This is a genomic window from Mycobacterium syngnathidarum (assembly GCF_001942625.1).
Classification (GTDB): Bacteria; Actinomycetota; Actinomycetes; order Mycobacteriales; family Mycobacteriaceae; genus Mycobacterium; species Mycobacterium syngnathidarum.
In genome coordinates, this window is record NZ_MLCL01000062.1 from 369,846 (window position 1) to 388,079 (window position 18,234).

Consider the following 18,234-nt stretch of genomic DNA (forward strand, 5'->3'; position numbering starts at 1 on the left):
TCGCCCGCGTGGCAACCGCCCAGGCGTAGAAAACGGCGCGGAGCCGCACAAGCGGCTCAGGCCAGGGAATCGACCCAGGCCCGGTGCAACGCCGCGTAGGCCCCGTCGGCCCGGCCGATGAGATCGGCCGGTGCGCCGTCCTCGATGATGCGACCGTGCTCGAGCACCAGCACCCGGTCGGCGATCTGCACCGTGGAGAGCCGGTGTGCGATCACCAGCGCTGTGCGGTCGGCCAACACAGTTTCCAACGCGCGCTGCACCATTCGTTCACTCGGGATGTCCAGTGAGGACGTCGCCTCGTCCAGGATCAGCACCGCCGGGTCAGCCAGGAACGCCCGGGCGAACGCCACCAACTGACGCTGCCCGGCCGACAACCGCCCGCCGCGTTTGGCGACATCCGTGTCATACCCGTCGGGCAACGTCTCGATGAAGCGGTCCGCACCGACCGCCGCGGCAGCCGCCCGCACCTGGGCATCGGTGGCCTCAGGCCGTCCGAACCGGATGTTGTCGGCGACCGTCCCGGAGAACATGAAATTCTCCTGGGTGACCATCACGACATGACGGCGCAGGTCGGACTGCGCCAGCTCGCGCAGGTCGACACCGTCCAGCGTCACCGATCCGGCCGTGGGGTCGTAGAACCGGGCGATCAACTTGGCGATGGTGGTCTTGCCCGCGCCGGTGGTGCCCACCAGAGCCACGGTCTGACCTGCGGGCACCGAGAGCTCCAGCCCGGGCAGCACCGGGCGGCCCGGTGTGTACTCGAACCGGACGCCGTGAAACACGATGTCGCCCTTGGGGTCCGGCAAGTCCACCGGCTGCTTCGGATCGGCGATGGCCGGCTGCTGCGCCAGCACCCCGGCCAGCTTCTCCAGAGCCGAGGACGCCGACTGGAAAGTGTTGAAGAACTGCGAGATCTCCTGCATCGGCTCGAAGAACATCCGCAGGTAGAGCAGGAACGCGGCCAGCGTGCCGATGGTCATTTCTCCGTGCAGCACCCGGTAACCGCCGTAGAGCAACACCACGCCCGTGGTGAGGTTGCCGACCAACTTGACCCCGGGCATGAAGATCGCCAGCAGCTTGAAGGTCTTCTCGTTGATCGCCCGGTATTCGTCGGCGACGTCGTCGAAGATCTCCTGGTTGCGTGGCTCGCGCCGGTACGCCTGCACGGCCTTGATGCCGGTCATGGTCTCGACGAACTGCACGATCACCAGAGCCGCGCTTTCGCGCACCAGCCGGTAGGTCTTGCCCGACTCGTTACGGAACCACCACACCAGGGCCACCAGGATCGGGAACGCCGCCAGGCACATCAGACCGAGCCGCCAGTCGAGCGCCACCAGCAGAACGGCCGTGCCGAACAGCGTCAGCACCGCGGTGATCAGGCTGTCGAAGCCCGTTTCCAGCATGTCCTGGATTGCCTCGACGTCGTTGGTGGACCGACTGACCACCCGGCCCGACGTGTAGCGATCGTGGAAGGCCACATCGAGCCGGCCGAAATGCCGGAAAACCCTACGGCGCAACTCCAGCAGCACCCGCTGACCGACCCGCCCGGACCGGCGCAGGAAGAACATCCGGCTGATCGCCTGCACGATCACCACCGCGCACAGCGTTCCGACGATGAGCATCAACTCACGCGCCGGGCCGCCCTCGAGGATCGGCGGGATACCGCGGTCGATGCCACGCTGCACCAGGATCGGAACCGACAGCCGGGCGGCGTTCTCCACGATGACCACCAGGGCCAGCGCAACGACCGTCCACCGGTAGGGGCGCAACAACGACATGAGGAGGGCCCGGGCCTCACGGCGGCGGGGCACACTCTCGTCGATCGGGAGTGCGGACGTGCCGGCGGTACCGGTGTGATCGTCACCGTCGTCGGTGACCTGGCCCCGCCACTCAGTGGTCGTCATCGGCGCTGCACCTCCGCACCCAGACGTGGGAGCCCGCCCACCTCATCGATGGCCGAGCGTTCGTCGTGTCCACGTTGCAGGCGGCCCAGCTCCTCGTCGTCCTCCCACTCGCAGGTGCGCTCGCAGGCGTCGTCGAGTTCATCGTCGGCGGCCAGCAGGTAGCGGTATTGCGGTACCTGCGCCAGCAATTGGGCGTGGGTGCCGATGTGGGTGATGGTGCCGTCCTGGAGCAGGGCGACCTTGTCGGCCAGCAGTACCGTCGACGCCCGGTGCGCGACGATGATGCCCGTCACGCCGCGCAGGACCCGGCCGAGGGCCTCGGTCACCTTGGACTCGGTATGCACGTCGAGGGCCGAGAGCGTGTCGTCGAGCACCAGAACCTTGGGCGCTGCCAGGATCGCGCGGGCCAGCGAAAGGCGTTGGCGCTGACCACCGGACAGGCTCATGCCCTGCTCGCCGATCCGGGTGTCCAGGCCGAACGGCAGGTCGTAGACGAACTGCGCGGCCGCGATCTCGATGGCCTGGGCCAACTGCTCGTCGGTGGCATCTGCTCGACCGAGCCGCAGGTTCTCCGCCACCGACATCGAGAACAACGTCGGATCCTCGAAGGCGGTGGCCACCGCCTGACGCAGGACGGGCAGGCTCAGCTCCCGGATATCGCTGCCGTCGATCAGGATCTGTCCCTCGGTGACGTCGTACAGCCGCGAGAACAACGCGGCCAGAACCGATTTTCCCGACCCGGTCGCGCCCACGAGCGCCAATGTCTGGCCTGGCTCGACGACAGCGTCGACATGGCGTAGGGCCCACTCGTCCTCGCTGTCGGGGAATCTGAACCCGACGTCACGCAGCTCCAGCCGGCCGCCGCGCGGCGGCTGGGACACCGGGCCGTCGACGATATCGATCGGGGCATCGAAGATCTCGGCGATGCGGTTGGCCGCGGTGAACGACTCCTGCGTCATCGACAGCAGAAAGCCCAGCGACGCGATCGGCCACACCAGCGACAACATCATCGTGATGAAGGCGACCAGCGTGCCCATCGTGACGTGGCCGTGGCCGGCGGCGTACGCACCGAAGCCCAGCACCACGATCAGGGTGAGGTTGGGAATGACCTCCAGCAGGGTCCAGAACTTCGCCGAGACGCTCACCCTCGCGAACTGGGTGTCATACAGCTGGGTGGCCTGCTCGTCGAAACGGTCGAAGACGTAATCCTCCCGGCCGAACGCCTTGACCACCCGCAGCCCGAGCGCGGCCTCCTCGACATGGGTTGCGACGTGGCCGGTCTGGTCCTGCGCCAGCCGCGACAACCGGGTGTACTCCCGCTCGAAGTGCAACACCGTGGCTGCGATGGGCACGATGGAGACCAGCACCACCACACCCAGCGGCCAGTACATCGCCAGCAGGATCGATGTCACCACGACGATCTGCAAGGTGTTGAGGATCAGGAACACCAAACCGAACGACAGGAACCGCCGGATCGTGGACAGGTCGTTCATCACCCGCGACAGCAGCTGCCCGGACTGCCAGCGGCCGTGAAAGCTCATCGGCAGGATCTGCAGCCGGGCATAGAGATCCTTGCGGATATCGGCCTCGACGCCCATGGTTGCGCGGGCGACCATCCAGCGCCGGATGAACCACAGCACCGCCTCGGTGATGCCGACCGCGACCGCGGCCGCACCCAGTACCCACAGCCCGTGCGGATCCTGGTGGCGTACCGGACCGTCGATCACGGCCTTCGTCATCAGCGGAATCGCCACCGTCGCGGCCAGGCTGACCACCGCAACCACGACCATCACGATCCAGCGGGCCCGGTACGGCAACAGATAAGGCAACAGCCGCCACAGATCTGAACTGGTCCGGATCCGCTTCGTAGAGGGGGCGATCGCGGGTTGACTCACTGGATCAATCTTCCCATCAGGGGCAAACGATTAACCTCATGCCGCGGGGACCTCCTCGGAGAATTGCGTGTCATACAGTTCGGCGTAGCGACCGCCGCGGGCCAGCAGCTCGCGATGTGTGCCGCGTTCGACGATGCGCCCGTCCTCGACGACCAAGATGAGATCGGCGGCGCGGACCGTGGACAACCGGTGGGCGATGACGAGCGACGTCCGCCCGCCCAGCGCCTCGGCGAGGGCCTGCTGCACAGCGGCCTCCGAGGCCGAATCCAGCGACGCCGTCGCCTCATCGAGCACCACCACCCGTGATCGTCCCAACAGCAGGCGCGCGATGGTCAACCGCTGCTGCTGCCCTCCGGACAGACGGTATCCGCGCTCACCGACAACCGTGTCCAAGCCGTCGGGCATCGCGGCGACCACATCGTCGAGCCGGGCCCGGCGCAGCGCCTCCCAGAGCTGGTCTTCTTCCGGAGCCGCCCCGGCGGCGACATCGGATCGAGCGTCGGGTGCTCCGAATAACAGGTTCGAGCGGATCGACTCGTGGAACAGGTGCCCGTCCTGGGTCACCATGCCCACGGTGTCCTTGAGCGACGCGAACGTCACGTCACGTACGTCGGCCCCGTTGAGCTTGATCGACCCGGAGTCGACGTCATAGAGCCGGGCCAGCAGCGAGGCGATGGTCGACTTGCCCGCCCCCGACGACCCGACCAGTGCCACCATCTGCCCGGGCTCGGCCGTGAACGAAATGCCGTGCAGTACCTCGTCACCACCGCGGTCGTCCAGCGTCGCCACCTCCTCCAGCGAGGCCAGCGACACCTTGTCCGCAGACGGGTACGAGAAGCGGACGTTGTCAAACTCGACAGCGACGGCGCCATCCGGCACCTCGACAGCGTCGGGCTCTTCGGTGATCAACGGCACCAGATCGAGCACCTCGAAGACCCGCTCGAAGGACACCAGCGCGCTGGCGATCTCCACCCGCGCGTTGGCCAGGGCGGTCAACGGCGCATACAGCCTGGTCAGCAGTAGCGCCAACGACACCACCGCGCCGGCCTGCAACTGTCCGCCGATCGCGAACAGCCCGCCGAGCCCATACACCAGGGCCAGGGCCAGCGCCGACATCAGCGTCAGCGAGTTCATGAACGTCGACTGCAGCATGGCCGTGCGCACCCCGATGTCGCGCACCCGGTCGGCACGCACCGCGAACTCACGCGACTCATTTTCCGGGCTGCCGAACAGCTTGACCAGCGTGGCTCCCGGGGCTGAGAACCGTTCCGTCATTTGAGTGTTCATCGTGGCGTTGTGGCCGGCTGCCTCGCGTGACAGCCCGGCCATCCGGGCCCCGATGCGACGTGCCGGCAGCACGAACAACGGCAGCAGGGCCAACGACAGCAGGGTGATCTGCCACGAGATGCTCAGCATCACGATCAGCGTCAAGGTCAGGGTCACGACGTTGGCGACGATGCCCGAGAGCGTGTCGGAGAATGCCCGTTGCGCGCCGATCACGTCGTTGCCCAGCCGGCTGACCAAGGCGCCGGTCCTGGTGCGGGTGAAGAAAGCCACCGGCATGCGCTGCACGTGGTCGAACACCGCTGTGCGCAGGTCCAGGATCAAACCTTCGCCGATGTTCGACGACAACCACCTGGTCAGCAAGGCCACCGTGGCTTCAGCGACCGCAATCACCGCGATGGTGCCGGCCAGCAGAACCACCGTCGACGACGGTCCACCCTGCGTGATCGCGTCGACCACCCGGCCGGCCAGCACCGGCGTCGTCACCGTCAGCAGCGCACTGACCACGCTGATCGCGACGAACCCACCGAGAGTGCGGTGGTGGCGCGCGGAGAACCGCCAGATCCGCAACAACAGCCGCCGATCGGCCAATCCGCGCAAATCACCGTCGCGCGCATGCGCCTGCCGATACAGCGACTGCCTGGCCACCGTTTCCATACTCATGAGCATCACCGTAAAACCTGAACAATTATTGAGGTCAAAGACTTCCCGGGGACTTCCCTGGGTGCCTACGCGATACACCGCCCGCCATCGGGCAAGATGGCGGTTATGGATAGCGCAACCGGTGGCATGGCCTCGCCCCGGGTCCTCGTCGTAGACGACGACCCTGACGTGCTCGCCTCCCTGGAACGCGGGCTGCGGCTGTCCGGGTTCACCGTCTCGACGGCCGTGGACGGAGCTGAGGCGCTGCGCAGCGCCACCGAGACCCGCCCGGACGCGATCGTGCTCGACATCAACATGCCCGTACTCGACGGCGTGAGCGTGGTGACCGCGCTGCGCGCAATGGACAACGACGTACCGGTCTGTGTGCTCTCGGCCCGCAGCAGCGTCGACGACCGCGTGGCCGGACTGGAAGCCGGCGCCGACGACTACCTGGTCAAACCATTCGTGCTGCAAGAGTTGGTGGCCCGGGTCAAGGCCCTGCTGCGCCGCCGCGGCGCCTCGGCCACCTTCTCCTCCGAGACCATTCAGGTCGGCCCGCTGGAGGTCGACATTCCCGGCCGCCGCGCCCGGGTCAACGGCGTGGACGTGGACCTGACCAAACGCGAGTTCGACCTGCTCGCCGTGTTGGCCGAGCACAAGACCGCCGTGCTGTCCCGGGCACAGTTGCTGGAACTGGTCTGGGGCTACGACTTCGCCGCCGACACCAATGTGGTGGATGTGTTCATCGGCTACCTGCGCCGCAAACTCGAAGCCGGCGGCGCGCCGCGACTACTGCACACCGTCCGCGGCGTCGGATTCGTCCTCAGGACGCAGTGATGAGCGCTCGCGCGAAGAATCAACGGCCGTAGCCGACATGAGACCGCTGACCCGGATCTTCCGCCGCACACCCTCGCTGCGGACCCGGGTCGCGTTCGCCACCGCCATCGGCGCAGCGATCGTCGTCGTCATCGTCGGCACCATCGTCTGGGTCGGCATCACCAACGACCGCAAGGAACGCCTGGACCGCCGCCTCGACGAGGCGGCCGGATTCGCGATTCCGTTCCTGCCGCGCGGTCTCGGCGAGATCCCCCGCTCGCCCAGCGATCAGGACGCGGTGATCACCGTCCGGCAGGCCGGGGACGTGTCGTCGAACTCGAATGTGGTCCTGCCCGAACTGCCCGACGGCTACGCCGACACCTACATCGACGGCGTGCGCTGGCGCGTACGCACCGTGCAGATCCCCGCGCCCGGACCGATGTGGGTGGCTGTCGGTGCGACGTACGACGCCACCATCGCCGACACCAACAATCTGCATCGCCGGGTGATCATCATCTGCGTGTTCGCCGTCGGTGCGGCCACTGTGCTGGGCTGGGTGCTGGCCGCATTCGCGGTTCGCCCACTCAAACGGCTGGCCGAGCAGACCCGCGAGATCGAGGCGAGCGACGAGGCTCCCGACGTCGAAGTGCGTGGTGCCAGTGAGGCCGTCGAGATCGCCGACGCCGTCAACGGCATGCTGCAACGCATCTGGTCCGAACAGGGCCGCACCAAGGCCGCGCTGGCCTCGGCCCGTGACTTCGCCTCGGTGTCCGCCCACGAACTACGCACCCCGCTCACCGCGATGCGGACGAACCTGGAAGTGCTGTCCACCCTCGACATGCCCGACGATCAACGCAAGGAAGTCGTCGGCGACGTCATCCGCACCCAGTCACGGATCGAAGCCACCCTCGGCGCCCTGGAACGCCTCGCCCAGGGTGAGCTGTCCACCACCGACGACCACGTCACCGTCGACATCACCGAACTGCTCGACCGCGCCGCCCACGACGCCATGCGCGTCTACCCCGACCTCGAGGTGTCGCTGGCACCGTCACCGACCGTGATCATCATCGGGCTGCCGACCGGGCTGCGCCTGGCCGTCGACAACGCGATCGCCAACGCCGTGAAGCACGGCGGCGCCACGCGAGTGCAGTTGTCCGCGGTGAGCTCGCGCCAGGGCGTGGAGATCGCCGTCGACGACGACGGGGTGGGCGTGCCCGAGGAAGAACGCGAAATGGTGTTCGACCGCTTCTCCCGCGGGTCGACAGCGTCGCGATCGGGCTCCGGGCTCGGCTTGGCGTTGGTGGCTCAGCAGGCCGAATTACACGGCGGGACAGCAACTCTGGAATCGAGCCCGCTGGGCGGGGCACGCCTGCTGCTGCGACTTCCCGGCCCGCACTAGCCTGAGCACGGTACGAAAATCGCCCGCCTCCGATGGTAGAGGCGGGCGATCCGTGTGGTTTCCTACTTCTTCTCGCGCTGAGACTTGCCGCTGTCCCAACGGTTGAACCCGGCCTTCTCGGCGGATTCGACGTCGGCGAACCAGATCTCGGCAACCGTCACCGAGTAGGACGGGCTCTCCGGCGAGTGATAGAGCATCGAATCCTCGTTGCCCTTGATCAGATACCCCCTCGGCGTGCCCGCACCCGAGACCCGGACCGAGCCGGCACCGTACGGTGTCTCCTCGACGACCTCGACGTCCTCACCGGCTGCATCGTCGGCGGCCTCATGAGCACCACCGCCGGAAGCGAACTTGGCTGCCCCCGCCGCCCCCGCCGCGCCGGCGGCGGCCGCACCCGCCGCTGCGGCACCGGGACTGGCGGCCTTCGGCAGCTGAGTGGTGGGCTCATCACCCGTACCGGCCTTGGGCAGCTTGGTCGTAGCGTCATCGCCCACAGCCGTTGCGCCTGCGGCAGTCCCACCGGCCGCCGCGGCCTTGGCGCCGGCGCCGGTCGTGGTGTCCGGGCGGCGCCCCAGGGCACCGTAGACCGGCACTTCCCGCTTGACCCTGCGCAAGGTCAGCGCCAGCGTCAACACCAGCCCGAGCACGAAAGCCAGGGCCATCAACCACCAGTTCACATCACTCATCGGCCTGCTCCAATCTCACGTGAGCCGGGCAGTTCGGCGAACGCCTGTTCTTCACTGGTGGGCTTGACGGTCACCACGGTGATCAGCCAGGCAACCAGTGACCCCACCACGAACGCGAGCAGATACCACAACCATTGGATTACGAAGTCCATGTCGATTCTCCCTAGTTGACCGTGATCTCGACGCGGCGGTTCTGCGCCTTGCCTTCGGGGGTGTCGTTGCTGGCGATCGGATTCGCCGAGCCGGCACCGGACGACGTCACATGGTCGGCCGGCAACCCCTGCGAAACCAGATAATCTGCAACGGCTTTGGCGCGGTTGCCGCTGAGCGGAACGTTGATCGCGTCATTGCCCGAACTGTCGGTGTAACCGGTGACGGTCACCCGCGCGCCCTCACACGACTTGATCTTGTCGGCGACCTGCGTCAACAACTGCTGCGATGCCGGCGCCACCGCGAACCCGTCGGTGCTGAAGTTGATCGGAGTACGAAGCAGCGCACTCACATCGTCCTGCAGCGCCGCGCAGGGTCCGGGGGTACCGCCGGGCGCACCCGGTGCACCGGCCTCGGGCGCCGGAGGTGCGGGGGCCGGAGGTGCGGCAGCAACCTGAATGTTGTTGACGACCTTGATGTTCGGCCACGCCTCTTTGGCGGCCGCCTCGACCGCGTCGCGCACCTCCGCCGACGGCGCGGTACCGGTGAGCGTCAACCTGTCCCCGTCGATGCTGAAATTGAAGTCCGGAATACCCTCGGCCGCAGCGTCGAAAACCTTGCCCAGTGCCGACACATCGGGGGTGTTCACACCCGGACGCAGATTGAGATTGTCGACCAGATTGACGTCCGCGCCGAACTTTCCGCGCAACCAGTCCAGCAGTGAGGCCTTGGCCGCCGCGTCCGGAAGATCACCGGTGAGATTGAAGTCATTGCCGTTACGGGAGATCGACAACGGTGCGAACGACAGATTCGGCAAATTCACGTTGGGTGCGTTGACGTCCGGGGCATTCACGCCCGGAGCGGTCAAAGTCGCCGTGGGATTCACATCGGGAAGCGTCAGATCGGTGTCCTTGTCCGAGCGGTCGAGCCCGCCCCATCCGATCAGCCCCAGCAACAACGGAACTGCCGCCAGCGCCAACAACCAGCCCACACCCGGTGGTCGTCGATATAGCTTGGAGGCTGTTTGCCAGCCGGTGATTGTCCGAGATTCGTCCGAACTCGACATTTTTGGGCACTCCCTGAAGTCGACGAACAGTTATCTACAGCAGCGAAACAGGTTGACGGTAGCAGTAAATGGAAATCAACGGTTAGGTTCGGCCAATACTTTCCGAACCTACGGAAACGTCAACGGACGCCGAGTAGATCGATGACGAAGATCAACGTCTTTCCCGAAAGTCGATGTCCTGAACCCGCAGGCCCATAGGCCTGGGCAGGCGGAATGACGAGCTGGCGACGACCGCCGACTCGCATGCCGGGAATTCCGTCCTGCCAGCCCTGGATTAGGCCACGCAATGGAAATTCAATGGACTCTCCGCGATTCCATGAGCTGTCGAACTCCTCGCCGGAGTCGTATTCGACACCCACGTAGTGCACCTCGACAGTGGCGCCGGGCACAGCCTCGGGGCCGTCACCGACCACGAGGTCTGTGATGACCAATTCAGTAGGGGCAGGGCCATCGGGAAACTCGATGTCAGGTTTTGTACTCACCTGATCAACGGTAGTCCGGCAGACTGGTTGTGTGGCCAAAGATCAGGACATCCTCGCCGAAGTTCACCGGCTCGTTGCCGAAGAGCAGGAGCTCCGGACCAAACTGCAGCGGCGGGAAATCGACGAAACCGAAGAACAGCAACGTTTGCGATCACTGGAAGTCGCCCTCGACCAGTGCTGGGACCTGTTGCGGCAGCGCCGCGCGCTGCGCGAGACAGGTCAGGACCCCGGCCTGGCCCAGACACGCGGGGCCGACGAAGTCGAAGACTACCGAGGCTGACCGGCCGGGCGTGACGTGACGGAGAAAGCGTTGGACGCCGTCATCATCGGTGGCGGGCACAACGGTTTGGTGGCCGCTGCCTACCTGGCCCGGGCCGGACGTCGAGTTCAGGTGCTCGAACGCCTCGACCACGTCGGCGGCGCAGCGGTTTCGGCGCATGCCTTCGACGGCATCGATGCCCGGTTGTCGCGATACTCGTACCTGGTCAGCCTGCTGCCCTCACGCGTCATCACCGATCTGGGTGCCCGCATCCGGCTGTCGCGCCGGCGGATCTCGTCCTACACCCCGGATCCGGCGTCCGGGGGCACCACCGGCCTACTGATCGGGCCGCAGCCGACATTCGACGCGATCGGCGCCGGCACCGACGCGCCCGGGTTCAGCGACTTCTACCGACGGTGCCAACTGATCACGTCGCGCATCTGGCCGACGTTGCTGCACCCGCTGTGCCACCGGAGCGAGATGCGCCGAAACGTGCTCGACGGACACGACGCCGAGACCGGCGCGGCCTGGGAGGCGCTGATCGAACGTCCGATCGGCGAGGCGATCACCGCTGCGGTGTCGAGCGATCTGGTACGCGGCGTGATGGCCACCGACGCTCTGATCGGCACGTTCGCCGCTCTGGATGACCCCAGCCTGATCCAGAACGTGTGCTTTCTCTACCACCTGATCGGCGGCGGTACCGGCGACTGGGACGTCCCCGTCGGCGGAATGGGCGCGGTGAGCGGAGCACTGGCCGCCGCCGCGACCGGCTTCGGCGCCGAGATCATCACCGGGGCAGATGTTTACGCGGTCACCCCGGACGGCGAGGTCCGCTACCGGCACGGCGGATCGGCGCGGCAGGTCTGCGCCGAACGTGTGCTGGCCAACGTCACCCCGGCCGTACTCGCCGACCTGCTCGGTGAACCGGCGCCCGAGAGCGCGCCCGGCGCGCAGGTGAAGGTCAACCTGATGCTGCGTCGGCTCCCCCGCCTCCGAGACCAGCAGGTCACGCCCGAGCAGGCATTCGGCGGTACGTTCCACATCAACGAGACGTTCAGCCAGCTGGCGAGGGCCTACGGCGACGCAACTGCCGGGCGGGTCCCGGACCCGCTGCCGTGCGAGATCTATTGTCATTCCCTGACCGACCCCAGCATCCTGTCCGAGGATCTGCGCGCCTCGGGGGCACAGACGCTGACCGTCTTCGGGTTGCACACTCCGCACTCACTGTCTGCGGGCGATCCCGACCGGACTCGCGACCGGTTGACCTCGGCGGTGTTGACTTCGCTGAATTCGGTTCTGGCCGAACCGATCCAAGATGTCCTCATGGAGGATGGCGCAGGCCGGCTGTGCATCGAGACCAAGACCACCGCCGATCTCGAGCAAGCGCTGGGGATGACCGCAGGCAACATCTTCCACGGCGCGCTGCGCTGGCCGTTCGCCGAGGACGACGCTCCGCTGGAGACGCCGGCCCAGCGCTGGGGTGTGGCCACCGCCCACGACCGGATCCTGTTGTGCGGCTCGGGATCGGTACGCGGCGGAGCGGTCTCCGGTGTCGGCGGACACAATGCCGCGATGGCGGTGCTGGAAGGCTAACGAACCCGCGACAGAATGGCGCGCAACGCTTCCAGGTCCTCGGTGTCGAGTGAGGCGAGCGCCTGCGGCGCCGGATCTTCGACCTCGTCGATGCGCGCCAGCAGCGCGCGGCCGTCATCGGTGAGCGAGACCAGCTTGCTGCGCCGGTTGGCGGGGTCGACCTCACGCACCACCAGCCCCCGCTCCTCAAGGTCGTTGACGGCGACCGTGGCGGCGGGGGCGTCAACCGTCGCCGCGTAGGCCAGCTGCTTGACTGTCAGCGGCTCACGCGCAAGCCGTTTCAATACGCGGATTCGACTGAAGGGCAATCCCGTTCGCTCGATCACGGCCCGCCGCCAGCGGTCGCGGTGGTCGAACACCAACGTCGTCAAGGCAGCCCACACCTCATCTGCCAACCGGGTCGGCCCGTCACCGGACATGGGTCACCTCCGGGACATGGTGCTCACCGATCAGTGGCGCCAGGCTCTGGGCAGAACGCAATGCCCGCGGTGTGGTGGAGACGACGCCGAGCGCGAAGATCACCAAGCCCAGTGCGGCACAGACAAACCAGAGTGGACGGGCCGCCAAGGCGAAATCCACACCGGTGCCGGCGAGCGCGGCACCTGCCACCGAACCACACAGTGCCACACCGACACTCACACCGACCTGACGACTTGTCGACGCGACCGCCGAGGCCGCACCGGCACGATCGAGCGGCATACCACTGACGGCCGTGGTGGTGATCGGTGCATTGACCATCGAGAAGCCGATGCCGAACACCGCGAATATCACCAGCAGCTGCCACACCGGGGTATCACCGCTCAACCGGGTCAGCAGCACCGTGGCCACGGTGATCGTCGCCCCCGAAACCAACAGCGACGGACGGCTGCCGTACCGCCCGACCAGTCGGCCCGAGAGCGGCGAGAAGATCAGCGCGCCCGCGGCGACCGGCAGGTAGATCAGGCCGGTGTGCATCGCCGAGTAACCGCGTTGAGTCTGCAGGTACAGCGACATCATGAACAGGAACGCCCCGTAGGCGGCGAAGGCACAGACCGCGATCACGGTGGCCGAGGCGAACGGCACGCTGCGGAAGAAGCGCAGATCGATGAACGGGTCCGTGCGGCGCGATTCGTACCGCAGGAAGGCCACCAGGGCCACCAGCGCGACGGCGGCGACAGCCAGGGTGCGCGCATCCGTCCAGCCCAATCCTGGTCCCTCGATGAGCACGAACACCACGCCGAACAGGAACGCCACGCCCAGCACCTGGCCGACCGGGTCGAGATCCCGCATCGTCGACGACTTGGATTCGGGCACGAAAATCGCGGTGAGCACAACGGCCAGGGCGCAGATCGGCAGGTTGATCCAGAACACCGCACGCCAATCGACGTACTCGATCAGTGCCCCGCCCACGATCGGACCGAGTGCCATCGAGATACCGACCACGCCGCCCCAGACACCGATCGCGCGGGCCCGCTCAACCCGGCCGGTGAACACCTGGGTGATGATCGACATGGCTACCGGATTGAGCATCGAACCGCCGATGGCCTGCAGAAATCGCGCTGCGATGAGGGTTTCGACGTTGGGCGCCAGGCTGCACAGCAGGGATGCCACCGCGAAGATCGTCAGGCCGAGCTGGAATGTCCGCCTGCGGCCGAACCGGTCGCCGGTGGCGCCGGCCAGCAACAGCAGCGAGGCCAGCACCAGCGTGTAGACATCGACGATCCACTGCAGCTGCGACGGTGACGCGGCCAGATCGTCACGGATGCTCGGGATCGCGACGTTGACGATGGTGGCGTCCATCGACACGATCAGCAGGCTCAAACAGCACGAGACGAGGATGATCGCCTTGCGACGTGCGTTGAGCGAGCCGATAGTTGTATTCACACAACTATTGTGAAACTACAACTATCAATGAGGCAAGTCGACGCCAGGGTGCCGGTGCTCTAGCGAGGATTGCCGAGCGGAGGGAAGCTCAGCGCTTGTTGATGTCGACGTACCCGCGCTCGGTGTAGCCGGTGTAGATCTGGCGGGGACGGCCGATCTTGTTGGGCTCGGAGTGCATCTCCCGCCAGTGCGCGATCCAGCCCGGCAACCGGCCCAGTGCGAACAGCACGGTGAACATGCGGGTCGGGAAGCCCATCGCCCGGTAGATCACGCCGGTGTAGTAGTCGACGTTCGGGTACAGCTTGCGCTCGACGAAGAAGTCGTCGGTCAACGCGATCTCTTCGAGCTGCTTGGCGATGTCGAGCAACTCGTCGTCGCCACCCAGCTTGCCCAGGATCTTGTCGGCCTGCTCCTTGACGATGCGCGCCCGCGGATCGTAGTTCTTGTACACGCGGTGACCGAAGCCCATCAGCTTCACGCCATCCTCGCGGTTCTTGACCTTCTTGACGAAGGTCTGCACATCGTCGTCGCCGGTGCGGATCTTCTCCAGCATCTCCAGCACCGCCTGGTTTGCGCCACCGTGCAGCGGGCCCCACAGCGCGTTGATGCCACCGGAGATCGACGTGAACAGGTTGGCCTGTGACGAACCCACCAGCCGCACCGTCGAAGTCGAACAGTTCTGCTCGTGATCGGCGTGCAGGATCAACAGCATGTCCAGCGCGCGGACGATCTCGGGATCCACCTCGTACGGCTCGGCCGGGAAACCGAACGTCATCCGCAGGAAGTTCTCCACCAGCGTCAACGAGTTGTCCGGGTACAGGAACGGCTGCCCCTCGGACTTCTTGTAGGCATATGCCGCGATCGTCGGCAGCTTGGCCAGCAAACGAATCGTCGACAGCTCGACCTGCTTGTTGTCCAGCGGATCCAACGAATCCTGGTAGTAGGCGCTCAACGCGTTGACCGCACTCGACAGCACCGGCATCGGATGCGCGTTGCGCGGGAAGCCGTCGAAGAACCGCTTGAGATCCTCGTGCAGCAGGGTGTGCCGCTGAATCTGAGTGGTGAACGTCTCCAACTGCTCGGCCGTCGGCAGCTCACCATAGATCAGCAGGTAGCTGACCTCGATGAACGTGGAGTTCTCGGCCAGCTGCTCGATCGGGATGCCCCGGTACCGCAGGATGCCGGCATCACCGTCGATATAGGTGATCGCCGACTTGGTGGAAGCGGTGTTGACGAAGCCACCATCGAACGTGGTGTAGCCGGTCTTGGCCAGCAACGGACCAAGTGCGATGCCGTCACTGCCCTCGGTCGCATGGACGATATCGAGATCAATCTCGCCACCGGGGTACTTCAGAGTGGCAAGCTCCTGCCCACTCGACGGGTTTTCGGCCACGGGAATCCCTTCATCGCGTCCTGGGAACCGACAACTGCTCTACAAAAGGTAGTCGCAATCGATCGACGCTGCCCGCGGGGGGTTACCAACGGGTCAGGAAAGCTGGCTGAGCGCCGATTCGGGCGCCTCCTGAACGCCCGCCGCGACGGCCCGGAAATCGGTATACGTCGCCTCGATCCGCGCGACGACATCGTCGACGGTCAGGGAGTCCCACCCTGCCTGAGATCCCAGGTCAGCGATGGCAGTCATGAGGATCGAACCCCACACCACGGCCGTCAGCTTGAGCCGGCGGTCGTCGCCGGACACCCCCATCCGCTCTGCCAGCGCCACGTTGACCGCATCCGCCCGGAACTCCGACGCGGACTGCATCAGCGCCGGAGACGACGTGACGATGCGCGCCGAAGCCAACAGCCGATCCGACGTGAGCTGAGTGGGTGGCGCAGTCTTGGTGTTGAGGAACGCCTCCACGTGCGCCCGGTAGAGCGCCTCCATATGGGGGATGTCGGCCGGTTGCGCGGCGAGCGCGATCGCGACGATCTCGATCACCTCATCGACGAATGCCAACACGACGGCATCCTTGGTGGCGAAGTAGCGGCTGAACGTGCGCGGGGACACATCGGCCACCGCGGCGATCTGTTCAACCGTGGTTTGCTCGAAACCCTGGCGGTCACACAGATCGATGGCAGCCTCGATCAATGTCGCCCGGGTACGTTGCTTCTTGCGCTCACGCAAGCCCATCGCCGCCTGCCGCACAACGTCAACCACGAAACGGATGCTAGCGGCCAAAGGACTGCTTTTCGGTCCATTTCGGCAACTATCTGACGCTGGACGCCATTCGCCGATGGTCAGACTTTGTCCGGCTCGGACTGATCCTGCCGCGCATCCGTGCTCGCTCCGCTCACTTCCACCCGGTACCGCACGAACGCAGGCACCGCCAGTGCCGCGATCACCACTCCCACGACCACCAGGGCGCCGCCACCGGCCGCGGCGACCGTCGTCCCCGCCGCCGCTGCCGCCGCCCCGTGCAATGTGTCGGCCAGCCTCGGACCCCCGGCAACCACGACCGTGAACACGCCCTGTAGCCGGCCCCGCAGCTCATCGGAGGCCGCCTGTTGCAGGATCGTCGACCGGAATGCGGCCGACACCATATCGGCGGCACCACCAATCGCCAGGAACGCCAACGCAATCCACAACAACAGCCCGGCCCTCGCGTGCGCCGACCCCCCCGCGATACCGAACCCGACCATGGCCAGGCCCCACACCACGATCGCGAGCACCACGGCCAGCCCCTGCCTGCGGATCCTCGGCAGCCAGCCCGAGAACACACCGCCGGCCACCGCGCCGGCCGACATCGCCGCGGCCAGCAATGCCATCGCGGTGCCGCCCTCGACCGGCCCGCCGAAACTCTCGTGCGCCATCTGCGGGAACAGCGCGCGCGGCATCCCGAAGATCATGGCCACCAGATCGACGACGAACGACATCAGCACCACCCGGTTGCCGGCCAGATAGCGGAAGCCGTCCAGCACCGCCGTCAGGCCCCAACGCGAGGCACCCTGCTCCGTACTCGCCGGGGGCATCGGCGCCAACCGGAAAGTCGCCCAGATCGGTGCCAGACAGGTCACGGCATCGATCAGATACAGCGTGGACAGGTCCACCCAGTTCAACAGGAGCCCGGCCATCAGCGGCCCGACGATCGCGCCGAACTGCATGACCGTCATGTTCAGCGAGTTCGCCGCGGGCAGCTGCTCGGCCGGCAGCATCCGCGGAATCGCCGCCGAACGCGTCGGGCTGTTCACCGCGTAGAACGCCTGCTGCACGCCCAGCAGGCACAGCACCACCCACACGTTGTTCATCGCCAGCGCGGCCTGCAGCCACAACAGCACCGAGGCCCCGGCCAACCCGATCGAGGCGATGATCAGCAGCAGCCTGCGGTCCATCGCGTCGGCCCAGGCACCGCCCCACAGCCCGAAGACCACCAGGGGCACCAGTGCGAACAGACCGGACAACCCCACGTACGCCGAGTTCTCGGTCAGCACATACAGCTGCACCGGCACCGCGAAGATGGTCAGATTGGCGCCGATGACCGTCGGGATTCCGGCCAACCACAGCCGCCGAAAATCCGGTGTGCGCAGCGGTGTGGTGTCGGCGAAGTACCTACCCACTAGGGCTGCAGGCGTTCCACTCGATTCCCGATCACGCGAATTCGGTTGTGTACCCGGTCCTCCCGCCCCTGCCAGAACTCGACGCTGTCCGGGGCGATCCGATAACCGCCCCAGTTCGGCGGCACCGGAACGGCTTGGAGGCCGGCGAACCGCTCCGTCACCTCGGCAAGCCGGCCCAGCAGTTCCTGACGCGATGCGATGGGAGCGGACTGCTGCGACGCCCAGGCACCGAGCTGTGAACCTCGCGGGCGTTTGGACCAATACGCCTCAGTGTCCTCACGGCTCACCATGGTCACCGGACCGCGCACGTGCACCTGGCGCCCCAGGCCGTACCACGGGAACGTCGCCGACGCGTAGGGATTCACAGCCAGCTGGGTGCCCTTGGCGGAGTCATAGTTCGTGTAGAACGTGATGCCGGTCTCGTCCATGCTCTTGCACAACACCGTTCGGGTGACCGGTCTTCCCTCGTCGTCGGTGGTGGCCACCACCATGGCATTGGGCTCGGCCACCCCGGCGCGGTACGCATCGGTCAGCCACGCGCGCAGCAGCGTCAGCCACCCGGTCGCCGGGTCCTCGCCGAGCCAATCGACATCCAGATCGCCGCAGCCGTCCTTCTCGACGTAGTCCACCCGCATGCCGG

Annotated in this window: 17 protein-coding genes; 4 read left to right on the forward strand and 13 right to left on the reverse strand. The window is 66.4% G+C overall.

What is annotated here, in order from left to right; all coding sequences use genetic code 11:
* Nucleotides 1-56: 56 nt before the first annotated feature.
* The 3 genes from BKG60_RS17385 to BKG60_RS17395 are packed head-to-tail and all read right to left on the reverse strand — an operon-like array spanning nucleotide 57 to nucleotide 5,746.
* Nucleotides 57-1,904: an ABC transporter ATP-binding protein gene (locus BKG60_RS17385; RefSeq protein WP_070944769.1), complete on the reverse strand. Its 1,848-nt coding sequence runs from the start codon at nucleotides 1,902-1,904 to the stop codon at nucleotides 57-59.
* Nucleotides 1,901-3,799, reverse strand: coding sequence for an ABC transporter ATP-binding protein (locus tag BKG60_RS17390; RefSeq protein ID WP_207549562.1), 1,899 nt, complete (start codon nucleotides 3,797-3,799; stop codon nucleotides 1,901-1,903). Before BKG60_RS17390 ends, BKG60_RS17385 begins: the two co-directional genes overlap by 4 nt.
* A gap of 36 nt (nucleotides 3,800-3,835) precedes the next feature.
* Nucleotides 3,836-5,746 carry an ABC transporter ATP-binding protein gene (locus tag BKG60_RS17395; protein ID WP_070944881.1) on the reverse strand — a complete coding sequence of 637 codons (1,911 nt, stop codon included), beginning with the start codon at nucleotides 5,744-5,746 and terminating at the stop codon, nucleotides 3,836-3,838.
* Nucleotides 5,747-5,851: 105 nt separating this feature from the next.
* On the opposite strand from BKG60_RS17395, the gene prrA reads away from it, so the two are divergent.
* A complete protein-coding gene (prrA, locus tag BKG60_RS17400; RefSeq protein ID WP_003884623.1) occupies nucleotides 5,852-6,562 on the forward strand; it encodes a two-component system response regulator PrrA in 711 nt (236 codons plus the stop codon).
* 37 nt (nucleotides 6,563-6,599) lie between these two features.
* Entirely contained in the window at nucleotides 6,600-7,940 is a 1,341-nt protein-coding gene (locus tag BKG60_RS17405; protein WP_070189272.1) for a sensor histidine kinase, read from the forward strand.
* Nucleotides 7,941-8,002: 62 nt separating this feature from the next.
* On the opposite strand, the gene arfC is transcribed toward BKG60_RS17405, so the two are convergent.
* The 4 genes from arfC to BKG60_RS17420 form a co-directional block, all read right to left on the reverse strand.
* Nucleotides 8,003-8,626: a channel accessory protein ArfC, sunset domain variant gene (gene arfC / locus BKG60_RS31725; protein WP_070189273.1), complete on the reverse strand. Its 624-nt coding sequence runs from the start codon at nucleotides 8,624-8,626 to the stop codon at nucleotides 8,003-8,005.
* Nucleotides 8,623-8,778, reverse strand: a complete 156-nt coding sequence (gene arfB, locus BKG60_RS31990) for a channel accessory protein ArfB (protein WP_165617771.1) — start codon at nucleotides 8,776-8,778, stop codon at nucleotides 8,623-8,625. Before arfB ends, arfC begins: the two co-directional genes overlap by 4 nt.
* 11 nt (nucleotides 8,779-8,789) lie before the next feature.
* Nucleotides 8,790-9,842: a channel-forming protein ArfA/OmpATb gene (arfA, locus tag BKG60_RS17415; RefSeq protein ID WP_070944767.1), complete on the reverse strand. Its 1,053-nt coding sequence runs from the start codon at nucleotides 9,840-9,842 to the stop codon at nucleotides 8,790-8,792.
* A 119-nt stretch (nucleotides 9,843-9,961) separates the two neighbouring features.
* Nucleotides 9,962-10,324: an FKBP-type peptidyl-prolyl cis-trans isomerase gene (locus BKG60_RS17420; RefSeq protein WP_070189275.1), complete on the reverse strand. Its 363-nt coding sequence runs from the start codon at nucleotides 10,322-10,324 to the stop codon at nucleotides 9,962-9,964.
* A gap of 31 nt (nucleotides 10,325-10,355) precedes the next feature.
* Here BKG60_RS17420 and BKG60_RS17425 point away from each other — a divergent pair, with 31 nt between their 5' ends.
* A complete protein-coding gene (locus tag BKG60_RS17425; RefSeq protein ID WP_070944766.1) occupies nucleotides 10,356-10,604 on the forward strand; it encodes a DUF2630 family protein in 249 nt (82 codons plus the stop codon).
* Between the two features lie 15 nt (nucleotides 10,605-10,619).
* Nucleotides 10,620-12,176, forward strand: a complete 1,557-nt coding sequence (locus BKG60_RS17430; RefSeq protein ID WP_070944765.1) for a phytoene desaturase family protein — start codon at nucleotides 10,620-10,622, stop codon at nucleotides 12,174-12,176.
* Here BKG60_RS17430 and BKG60_RS17435 read toward each other — a convergent pair.
* The 6 genes from BKG60_RS17435 to pdxH all read right to left on the reverse strand — a co-directional run bounded on the left by BKG60_RS17435 (nucleotide 12,173) and on the right by pdxH (nucleotide 18,229).
* On the reverse strand, nucleotides 12,173-12,595 hold the full coding sequence (locus tag BKG60_RS17435; RefSeq protein ID WP_070189278.1) for a MarR family winged helix-turn-helix transcriptional regulator: 423 nt from the start codon (nucleotides 12,593-12,595) through the stop codon (nucleotides 12,173-12,175). The two genes, BKG60_RS17430 and BKG60_RS17435, sit on opposite strands and share 4 nt — an antisense overlap.
* Nucleotides 12,585-14,039 carry an MFS transporter gene (locus BKG60_RS17440; protein ID WP_075909793.1) on the reverse strand — a complete coding sequence of 485 codons (1,455 nt, stop codon included), beginning with the start codon at nucleotides 14,037-14,039 and terminating at the stop codon, nucleotides 12,585-12,587. Before BKG60_RS17440 ends, BKG60_RS17435 begins: the two co-directional genes overlap by 11 nt.
* Before the next feature lie 88 nt (nucleotides 14,040-14,127).
* Nucleotides 14,128-15,432, reverse strand: coding sequence for a citrate synthase (locus tag BKG60_RS17445; protein ID WP_070189280.1), 1,305 nt, complete (start codon nucleotides 15,430-15,432; stop codon nucleotides 14,128-14,130).
* Between the two features lie 93 nt (nucleotides 15,433-15,525).
* On the reverse strand, nucleotides 15,526-16,197 hold the full coding sequence (locus BKG60_RS17450) for a TetR family transcriptional regulator (RefSeq protein WP_083339241.1): 672 nt from the start codon (nucleotides 16,195-16,197) through the stop codon (nucleotides 15,526-15,528).
* An 80-nt stretch (nucleotides 16,198-16,277) separates the two neighbouring features.
* Nucleotides 16,278-17,594, reverse strand: a complete 1,317-nt coding sequence (locus tag BKG60_RS17455) for an MFS transporter (protein WP_070944764.1) — start codon at nucleotides 17,592-17,594, stop codon at nucleotides 16,278-16,280.
* The gene (pdxH, locus tag BKG60_RS17460; RefSeq protein ID WP_083339240.1) at nucleotides 17,594-18,229 is read right to left on the reverse strand and encodes a pyridoxamine 5'-phosphate oxidase; all 636 of its coding nucleotides are present in this window, start codon (nucleotides 18,227-18,229) and stop codon (nucleotides 17,594-17,596) included. The genes BKG60_RS17455 and pdxH overlap by 1 nt, the downstream gene beginning before the upstream one ends.
* Nucleotides 18,230-18,234: the final 5 nt, after the last annotated feature.